Raw genomic sequence first — 8863 nt, 5'->3', positions numbered from 1 at the left:
CGCCGATGGTAGTGTGGGGTTTCCCCATGTGAGAGTAGGTCATCGTCAAGATTAAATTCCGAAACCCCTATCTGCTGACGCAGGTAGGGGTTTTGTTTTGCCCGCAGGAAAAGTTTGTAGGAAAGTTCGTTACGAATTTGCACGGTTATTTTCGAGCCAGAGCACTAGAATAGCCTCACCTTAGCTGAGCCAGAGCTCTTTATGTCAGATCCGTTGGACACTCGCGGGTTGTCAGATCTACCCCTGAATGATCTGGTGGCTTGCCATGAATGCGATCTGTTGATGCGCAAGCCTCAATTGGCCCATGGTGAAAAAGCCGAATGTCCCCGTTGTGGTTATGAGCTCTACGCCCACCGTCATAATGTGGTCGAACGCAGTCTTGCCTTGGTCATCGCCGCTCTGTTGTTGTATGTGCCGGCGAACTTTTTACCCATCATGCAACTCCATCTGCTCGGACAATCCTCCCAGGACACCGTCTGGAGCGGTGTGGTTGGTCTGTACGATACCGGCATGCAAGGCATAGCGGTGGTGGTATTCCTGTGCAGCATGGGCATACCGCTGCTCAAGCTGCTTTGTCAGCTGACGGTGTTGCTGACCATTCGTTGTAATGTCGGTCGTAGTTATGGGTTGTTGCTCTATCGCATTTATCACCATCTACGGGATTGGGGGATGCTTGAGGTCTACCTCATGGGCGTACTGGTGGCCATCGTCAAGCTGGCGGACATGGCGGCTATCACCGTAGGTCTTGGCCTGGTGTGCTTTATCAGTTTACTGCTGGTTCAAGTCTGGCTGGAGGTGGTGATGTCACCCCATCAGATTTGGCAAGCATTATCAGGAGAGGGCGATCATGCGGGCGATTGATGCAGGGATTCTGATCTGTACCGAATGCCACGAATTGAATCGGTTGAACGCCGATGCCGATGGACAGACCTGCACCCGCTGTGGCGCGCTGGTTCATCCCCGCCGCCCCAACAGCCTCATGCGCACCTGGGCCTTGTTGATCACCGCCGCGATTCTCTACATACCCGCCAATATGTTGCCGATCATGACGATCAACTCACTGGGCCAAGGTGCCCCGAGTACCATCATGGCCGGTGTGATCGAGTTGGTGCAGCATGGCATGATTCCCATCGCCGCTGTGGTGTTCATCGCCAGTATCCTGGTGCCGACTTTCAAGCTGGTGGGCATTGCCTTGTTACTGATTTCCGTACAGCGGCACCAGCCCATGTCCGCACGGCAACGCATCCTCATGTACCGCTTTATCGAGTTCATCGGTCGCTGGTCGATGCTCGATATTTTCGTGATCGCCATTCTGGTGGCAGTGGTGAATTTCGGACGACTCGCCAGTGTCGAAGCCGGGCTCGGCGCGATCGCTTTTGCCAGCGTAGTGATTTTGACAATGATTGCCGCAGTAACCTTCGATCCCCGACTGATTTGGGATAACACGGAGTCGGATAACGACCATGACTGATTTGCCTACCGCTAAAACCCGACCGGCCTCCAACTGGTCGGCCATTTGGGTCTTGCCGCTGATTGCCCTGATCATTGGGGGCTGGCTCGCCTGGCGGGCTTATAACGAAACCGGGATTGAAATCAGCGTGCGCTTTGAAAGCGGCGAAGGTATCCAGGTCAACAAGACCGAAGTTGTCTACAAAGGTATGACGGTCGGTAAAGTGAAGGCCCTTACGCTCGATGACGAAGGCAGCTCCAAGGGCGTGGTCGCGACCGTCGAGATGAACAAAGACGTCGAGCAGTACCTCAAGACGGGTACACGTTTCTGGCTGGTCAAGCCAAGCGTTACCCTGGCCGGGATCACGGGCCTGGAAACCCTGGTATCGGGTAACTACGTGGCGATCAGTCCGGGTGACGGGGAGTCCAGCCGCAAGTTCAAGGCCCTGGCCGAGGAGCCGCCGCTGTCGGATGCCAAGCCGGGTTTGCATTTGACCATCAAGGCCGATCGCCTGGGCTCGCTGGACCGGGGCAGCCCCGTGTTCTACAAGCAGATTCAAGTCGGACAAGTGAAAAGCTATCAGTTGTCCGAAGACCAGAACACGGTCGAAATTAAGGTTTTCATCGAGCCGACCTATGCCAGCCTGGTGCGCAAACACACGCGCTTCTGGAATGCCAGCGGCATTAGCATCGATGCCAACCTTTCGGGTGTGAAGGTGCGCAGCGAATCCCTGGCCAGTATCGTGGCCGGTGGTATTGCATTCGCCACGCCGGAGAGCCGCAAGGACAGCCCTCCGACGGACCCGAGCCTGCCGTTTCGTCTCTACGAAGACTTTGACGCAGCGGCCGCCGGCATTCGGGTGAAGGTCAAGCTCAGTGACTTCGAGGGCTTGCAGGCCGGTCGGACGCCAGTGATGTACAAAGGCATCCAGGTCGGTAGCCTGAAGACCCTCAAGGTCGATCCGGACCTCTCCAGCGCCACCGCCGAATTGACGATGGACCCGTTGGCCGAAGATTACCTGGTGACGGGGACCCAGTTCTGGGTAGTCAAACCCTCGATCTCCCTGGCCGGTATCACGGGCCTGGAAGCGTTGGTCAAGGGGAACTACATTGCCGTGCGCCCAGGGGACAAGGGCAGCGCACCACAGCGCGAGTTCGAAGCCCGGGCCAAGGCGCCGCCGCTGGACTTGCGTTCGCCGGGCTTGCACTTGGTGCTGCTCACCGAGAATCTCGGATCGCTGGAGGTCGGCAGTCCGGTCCTCTACAAGCAGGTCAAGGTTGGGTCGGTGCAGAGCTACCAGTTCTCTCGCAAGAAGAAGCAATTGATCATTGGCGTGCACATCGAGAAGGAGTACGAAGGGCTGGTCAACGGTTCGACACGGTTCTGGAACGCCAGCGGCGTCACCCTCACGGGCGGCTTGACGGGGGGCATCCAGGTCAAGAGCGAATCGCTGCAAAGCCTGATGGCCGGTGGTATCGCTTTCGAGACGCCGGAGCCGAATGTACCGTTGAAAAGACGTATTCCGCGCTTCCGCTTGTTTGAAGACCGCGAAGCCGCGCAGCAAAAGGGCACCGTGGTCACGATCAAGGTCGATCGTGCCGACGGTTTGCGCAGTGGTACTCCGATTCGCTTCAAAGGACTGGATGTGGGCAAGGTCGAGGACGTGGACCTTAGCCCCGACCTGCAATCGGTGCTGCTCACCGCACGCATCACCGAAGTCCCTGAGCGTATCGCCCGGATCGGCAGTCAGTTCTGGGTGGTCAAGCCCGAGCTGGGCTTGATCAAGACGTCGAACCTGGAGACGCTGGTGACCGGTCAATACCTCGAGGTACAGCCTTCGACGAAGAACCTGGGACCGCAGAAAAACTTCGTGGCCCTTGCCAGCCCACCGGAAACCGCAGTGCCCGAGGCTGGTTTGAGTCTGGTATTGAGCGCGGCCCGCCGAGGCTCGTTGAAGACGGGCGTGCCGGTGACGTATCGCGAAATTACCGTGGGCAAGGTTACGGGTTATGAATTGGGGCAGACAGCGGATCGGGTATTGATCCATATCCTGATCGAGCCCAAGTACGCGCCACTGGTGCGCAGTGGCACGCGCTTCTGGAACACCAGTGGGTTTGGCCTGGACTTCGGTCTGTTCAAGGGCGCAACGGTGCGGACCGAGTCGCTGGAGACGTTGATTCAGGGTGGCGTTGCTTTCGCAACACCGGATGGCGAGAGCATGGGCAGTCCGGCCCGGCCGGAGCAGACCTTCCCGCTGTTCGATAAGTTTGAAGATGAATGGCTGACCTGGGCGCCGAAGATCAAGCTCGGAAAATGATCGACCAGGCTTCTGACGCCATCGCGAGCAGGCTCGCTCCCACAGGGGCGGTGTCATCCGCGAATGTTGTGCCCCCCGCGATCAGGGTGGGAGCGAGCCTGCTCGCGATGACGTCGGAACAGTCGATACAAATGCTTCAGATATCCTAATGAAAAGGCCGCGATCCAATGGATCGCGGCCTTTTCATTTCCAGAGCCTTACATCACACCGGATCCAGCTCCGGTTCGTCGGCTTCTACGTTCATCGTAGCCTTCACCGCATCGCGACGACGGATGTACTTCCAGTCCGCTTCGTCGATGTAGATACCGTTCGGGCCACTGCCGCCTTCCAGGTCGATGGCGACACTGGCGCAGACCTGCGGCTTCACGCTGGCGAGAATTGGTACGAAGCCCAATTGGAGGCTGGTTTCCAGCAGGGCTGCCTGGTTCTTCTCGTCGATGTCCGCCGCTTCGTCCAGGTAATACGGCAAGCGTACGCGGCCGGCCTGCTCGCGGTCCATCAGGTGCAGCAACAGGTACATGTTGGTGAGCGCCTTGATGGTCATGGTGGTGCCGTTGGACGCTGCGCCGTCGATATCGGTGTGGATCACCGGCTGGCCGTTGACCTTGGTGATCTCGAACGCCAGTTCGAACAGGTCCTTGAGGCCGAGCTGGTTGTGGTTCGCCGCCACCAGCCGCGCCAGGTATTCCTTGGCTTCTTCGTTCTTGTTGTCCTGCTCGGCACTCTGGCTGAGATCGAACACCGACAGGGTTTCGCCTTCTTCGTACTGGCCGGCGCTGTGGATGATCTGGTCGATGTGCTTGAGGGCTTCCTTGTTCGGCGCCAGGACGATGCGGAAGCTTTGCAGGTTGGACACCTGGCGTTTGTTGATCTCGCGGTTGAACAGCGCCAGTTGATGTTCGAGGCTGTCGTAGTCGCTGCGAATGTTGCGCAAGGTCCGGGCGATGTCGGTCACCGCTGCACGGCGTGCCTTGCCCAGGGTCAGGGCTTCATCGGTGCGGTGGGCATAGGCGTTGATCAACAGTTGCAGGCGCCGCTCCATGTCGTCTTCGCTGTCGAACTTGGCCACGCCCTTGAGACGCACCTGGGCATACAGCGCTTCGATCTGGCCGTCGATGCGCAACAGGCCCTGCCAGCTATCCTGATAGTCATTAAGCAGCGGCAACAGGTTGTCCATGGAATCGTCGACCGGGTCCATGAACGGCGTGCCGAACGGCAGGTCCGCCGGCAACAGTTGGCGACGGCGCAGGGCATCGTCGAGGGTGCGTTGCTTGGCTTCCAAGTCGGCGATCTGCCGGCCCACCAGTTGCAACTTGGCCGACAACTGCTGGACGCGTTCGGTGAAGGCATCGCTGGAGCGCTTGAGCTCGTCCTGGGCCGCTTCCATCTGCGCCAGTTGCTCGAGCTTCTCGCCTTCTTCGGCGCTCAGGGTCTGGGTACGGCGGAAGTCTTCGAGGGCTTTCTGAGCGTCCAGGACCTGCTGGTACAGCGCCTCGGTCTGGGTCTTGCTCGCGGCACGGTCGGCGGCCACGGCTTGCTGGGTCTTGAGCTGCTTGAGCTCTTTCTCCAGGCGTTCCTTTTGGTCCCGCAGCGCGGCGCGGTCGGCCAGGGCCTGCAACGCTGGCGGCTCGATGTGGGACAGGTCGATGGACAGGCCCGGCACTTCGAAACGCTCGCCCTTGAAGCCGTCGAGGATCAGTTCCACGGATTTGACCCAGTCGCCGTTCTCGTCCAGCGCGATGCCATGCTCGCCCAGCGGCAGGCTGAACAGGGCGCTGTTGAACAGGCGCATCAGACGCTCGACGTCCTGTTGTGAGAATTCTTCCCGCAGGCGGGCATAGCTGTTGTTGTCGGCGTGATCGAGTTGCTGCTTGACCGACTTCAGGCGCTTTTCCAGGTCCCGCAAGCGCTCTTCCAGGTCTTCAGCGCTGAACTGCCGGGATTGGGCCAGGGCGCCGGCCAGTTCATCGTGGGCGTCCTTGGCGGCGAGCAGTTGCTGCTCCAGCACCTTGACGTCATCCACCAGGGCAAAGCGATGCTTGAGCACCGACAGCTCGCCGAGCCAGCGTTGGATGCCCGTGATCTCCCGCTCCAGGCGCATCAGCTCCTGGGTGCTGCCGCGCTGGTCGTTCTGCAGCGAGTCCTGTTCGTTGCGGTAGTGTTCGGCCTGGATGGTCAGCTCTTCCTTGCGCGCACTGGCGTAGTCCGACCAAGTGCCGAGCAGCGAGTCGAGCAAGGGCGAGAGGCGATGCAACTTGCCGCGCAGGATGTCGCGCTGCTTCACACCGTTGGCCAGGGCCTCCACCAGCGGACCGGCCGCCACCAGAGAGTTGTAGTCCTGCTCCATGCGTCGTACGTCGCGGAAGGCTTCTTCGCACGCGGCGATGTAATCCACGCTGCCGGAACGCAGGCTGTGCTCGAAGGCATCAAGGAACAGTTGCTTGAGCTTGGCCGCGGTGATTTCGCGCATGTGCAGCAGGTTGATGAACAGCGCGCGGAACGTCTTGAGGCTTTGTTCGCTGGTGGAGCGCAGTGGGATCAGCGTCAGGTCCAGGGGAATGGATGTGTGACCGCCCACCAGCAGGCGGCGCAATTCATCCGGCTTGAGTTCGTAGGCCTTGAGGCCTTCGCGCTCCAGATTGGTGAACAGTTCTTTCTGGCGCAGGCAGGTGTCGTTCTTCTGGTAGTGAGCCAGGTCCAGCTTGCCGGCGTAGGCGAAGAACTGATGGCCGAAACCGCCGCCGGGACCACGACCGACCACACCGATCACGTGCGGGCCGTGGGGCAGCGCGACTTCCACCAGGATGTAGCTGGTGTCCGAGGCGAAGTAGAAGCGCCGGGATTGTTCCAGGCTGTACTTGCCGAAGCTCATGTCCGACATGCGCGCCAGGATCGGGAACTGTAAGGCGTTGATCGACGCGGATTTGCCGAGGTTGTTCGCGCCGTACACCGACAGCGGTTCTTCCAGCGGAAACAGGCCGAGGCTGTAGCCGGCGGTGTTCAAAAGGGCAAAGCGGCGGATGCCGTAACGGTCCTGGCTCATGCGTCGGTCTCCTGTTCTTCGGCAATGGCGCGGGCCAGTGCGTCTTCTTCGCTCTCTTCCTCAAAGTCGCTAAGGTCCAGCGGATCGTCGGTCTGTAACAGCTTCTCGTCGCTGTCTTCGTCGATCAGCACCGGCGCCGGCAACGGCAGCACACTGTGCAGGCTGGCGGCCAGATCACGGTCCTGCTGGACCGACAGGCAGACGTCGAGGAATCGATGCATCGGCGGCAGGAAGCGATACACCCCGTTTTCCTCGCTGGCGAAGCCCAGTTGAGTCATGCGGCGCATGATTTTTTCTTCCAGCTCTTCCTGGGTCTGCACTTCGGCCTGGATAAACAGATCGCGGTACTTTTCCAACAGTGACGGCAATTCATCGCGGCCCAGGCTGCCACCGTCGAGCACGGCGATCGGATCGCGACCCTGGTCGGCCAGGTGCTCGACGAGGATGAAGGTGAACAGGGCCAGGCGCTGGGCGGTCTTGTTCACCGCAGCGGCGGCCAGGTCCGGTACGAAGTAGTAGAAGCCACGGGTGTCGCACACCAGTTCGAAGCCCAGGGCCTTGAACAGCGTGCGGTACGGATCCTGGAAGTTCGACAGTTGGGCGTACAGCTCCGGGTCGCGGCGGCTGATGTGATAACCCTTGAACAGCTCGCGGAAGATCGGCGCCAGCTGGGACAGTTCGGATAGATCAAGATGCATTTGGGATGCTCGCAGAATCCTCGGCGGCGTCGCCAGCCGAGAGCAGGGCGAAGGAGCGCAGGCTGACCTGATGCTCGTGTGTGTGGTATTCGCGGCGTTCCAGACGCTCGCGCTTGAAGCGTTTTTCCCGCGACAGGCGCGAGAACCAGTACAGCAATTCGTCGGTGGCGCCGTCCGGCTCCTGCTCCAGCAGCCAGGTCATCAGGTCCGGCATCGGTAGCGCGTCTTCGCAACGTTCGACCATTTCGCGCACGGTGCGCGGCGCCCGCGGCGCATCGCCGCCCTTGTGAGTCTTGTGGGACTTGGGGAAGCGTGCCGGTTTTGGTTCGAACCGGGCCAGGGCGTAAACGTAGGCTTCAACTTGGCTGGCGCTGCCGAGGAAGGTGCTTTGTGGTCGGGTGAACAACGGCATGGCCGCTTGCGGCACGGCATCGATGCCTTTGCGGCGGATGGCAGCCAGGGCCAGCGCGGCGCCACGGGTAACAGCGTTGTGGCGGCGGGCTTCTTCGCGCAGCGGCAGGAGCAGCTCGCGGGCATGCCGCAGGGTCAACTGGGCGCTGGTCTGCATCTCCAGGATACGGGCGTGGGTGCGCAAAAGCATGTCGTCATCGACGAGGTGACCAAGGCGCTGCTGTTCGGTGAGCATGCGCAACAGCACGTTCTCGACCTTGCGCACGCCTTGCTCGAACGCGCCGTCGGCGTTCACCAGCTGGATCATCGGCTCGACGTATTCGTCCCAGGTCGCCAGGACTTCGGCGTAGCGCTGGCGCAGAGGAATCTGCCGGTCGCTGGTCTTGGCGCGTTCGGCGACCGACACCAGTGCCTGCTCATCGTTGGCGAGTTTCTTGAGTACGTCGCGCACGCGCATGTCCAGCAGGCGCAGCTGGCGGGCCAGATCGTTGCCGTCGCGCACGTCGAAGGCGTCCTGGATGTAGCCGGCCAGGCGTTCGAGGTGGCGCAGGTAGGCTTCGATCTCCAGGCACAGGCCCAGGCGGTGCTCGCGGCGCAGGTACGCAAGGAAATCATGGATCTGGGCGTTGAGTTCGAAGCGGTTCGGGCTTTTCGCTACCGGAACGAGGATGTCCAGGCGGATCCACACGTCCAACAGGTTGGTGATGTCCTGGGGCGTGCTGTCCAGTTGTTGGGCGGCCAATTGTGAACGCAATTCGTTGAGGCTCAGGGTGCCCTGGTCGAAGTGCTCGCACAAAGGTTCAAGCAATGCCCAGTGTTCGGCAAGGGCGCGCAAGACGCGCTTGGGTTCGATCATCGCAATGGCCGTCGGGTTGGCAATTAAAAGCGGCAATTGTACTGCATCGGACCGGTTGCGATTCACCCCTGAGACGGACTGTTGTTTT

6 protein-coding genes are annotated in these 8863 nt (G+C 60.5%); 3 read left to right on the top strand and 3 right to left on the bottom strand.

Features of this window, described 5'->3' with window-relative positions; genetic code table 11:
• Positions 1 to 201 precede the first annotated feature (201 nt).
• The 3 genes from EGM97_RS24810 to EGM97_RS24800 are packed head-to-tail and all read left to right on the top strand — an operon-like array spanning position 202 to position 3767.
• Complete coding sequence (locus EGM97_RS24810) at positions 202 to 861, top strand: paraquat-inducible protein A (protein ID WP_238962318.1); 660 nt, start codon at positions 202 to 204, stop codon at positions 859 to 861.
• A complete protein-coding gene (locus EGM97_RS24805) occupies positions 848 to 1471 on the top strand; it encodes a paraquat-inducible protein A (protein WP_238962317.1) in 624 nt (207 codons plus the stop codon). Before EGM97_RS24810 ends, EGM97_RS24805 begins: the two co-directional genes overlap by 14 nt.
• Positions 1464 to 3767, top strand: coding sequence for a PqiB family protein (locus tag EGM97_RS24800; RefSeq protein WP_238962316.1), 2304 nt, complete (start codon positions 1464 to 1466; stop codon positions 3765 to 3767). Before EGM97_RS24805 ends, EGM97_RS24800 begins: the two co-directional genes overlap by 8 nt.
• Before the next feature lie 202 nt (positions 3768 to 3969).
• On the opposite strand, the gene mksF is transcribed toward EGM97_RS24800, so the two are convergent.
• Genes mksF through mksB form a run of 3 tightly spaced genes read right to left on the bottom strand, consistent with a single transcriptional unit; the run spans position 3970 to position 8775 of the window.
• Entirely contained in the window at positions 3970 to 6810 is a 2841-nt protein-coding gene (mksF, locus tag EGM97_RS24795; protein ID WP_238962315.1) for an Mks condensin complex protein MksF, read from the bottom strand.
• Positions 6807 to 7508, bottom strand: coding sequence for an Mks condensin complex protein MksE (gene mksE / locus EGM97_RS24790; RefSeq protein ID WP_238962314.1), 702 nt, complete (start codon positions 7506 to 7508; stop codon positions 6807 to 6809). Before mksE ends, mksF begins: the two co-directional genes overlap by 4 nt.
• Positions 7498 to 8775 carry an Mks condensin complex protein MksB gene (gene mksB, locus EGM97_RS24785; protein WP_238962320.1) on the bottom strand — a complete coding sequence of 426 codons (1278 nt, stop codon included), beginning with the start codon at positions 8773 to 8775 and terminating at the stop codon, positions 7498 to 7500. The genes mksE and mksB overlap by 11 nt, the downstream gene beginning before the upstream one ends.
• Positions 8776 to 8863 lie beyond the last annotated feature (88 nt).

This window comes from Pseudomonas sp. AF32, assembly GCF_022342325.2.
Classification (GTDB): domain Bacteria; phylum Pseudomonadota; class Gammaproteobacteria; order Pseudomonadales; family Pseudomonadaceae; genus Aquipseudomonas; species Aquipseudomonas uvaldensis.
The sequence above is the reverse complement of the archived record's forward strand: the minus strand, read 5'-3'. Positions and strand labels throughout refer to the sequence as shown.

Bases quoted from the DNA above. Each gene is read 5' to 3' on its own strand.
- mksF (WP_238962315.1), bottom strand. From the start codon at position 6,810: ATGAGCCAGGACCGTTACGGCATCCGCCGCTTTGCCCTTTTGAACACC.
- EGM97_RS24810 (WP_238962318.1), top strand. From the start codon at position 202: ATGTCAGATCCGTTGGACACTCGCGGGTTGTCAGATCTACCCCTGAAT.
- mksB (WP_238962320.1), bottom strand. From the start codon at position 8,775: ATGATCGAACCCAAGCGCGTCTTGCGCGCCCTTGCCGAACACTGGGCA.
- EGM97_RS24800 (WP_238962316.1), top strand. From the start codon at position 1,464: ATGACTGATTTGCCTACCGCTAAAACCCGACCGGCCTCCAACTGGTCG.
- EGM97_RS24805 (WP_238962317.1), top strand. From the start codon at position 848: ATGCGGGCGATTGATGCAGGGATTCTGATCTGTACCGAATGCCACGAA.
- mksE (WP_238962314.1), bottom strand. From the start codon at position 7,508: ATGCATCTTGATCTATCCGAACTGTCCCAGCTGGCGCCGATCTTCCGC.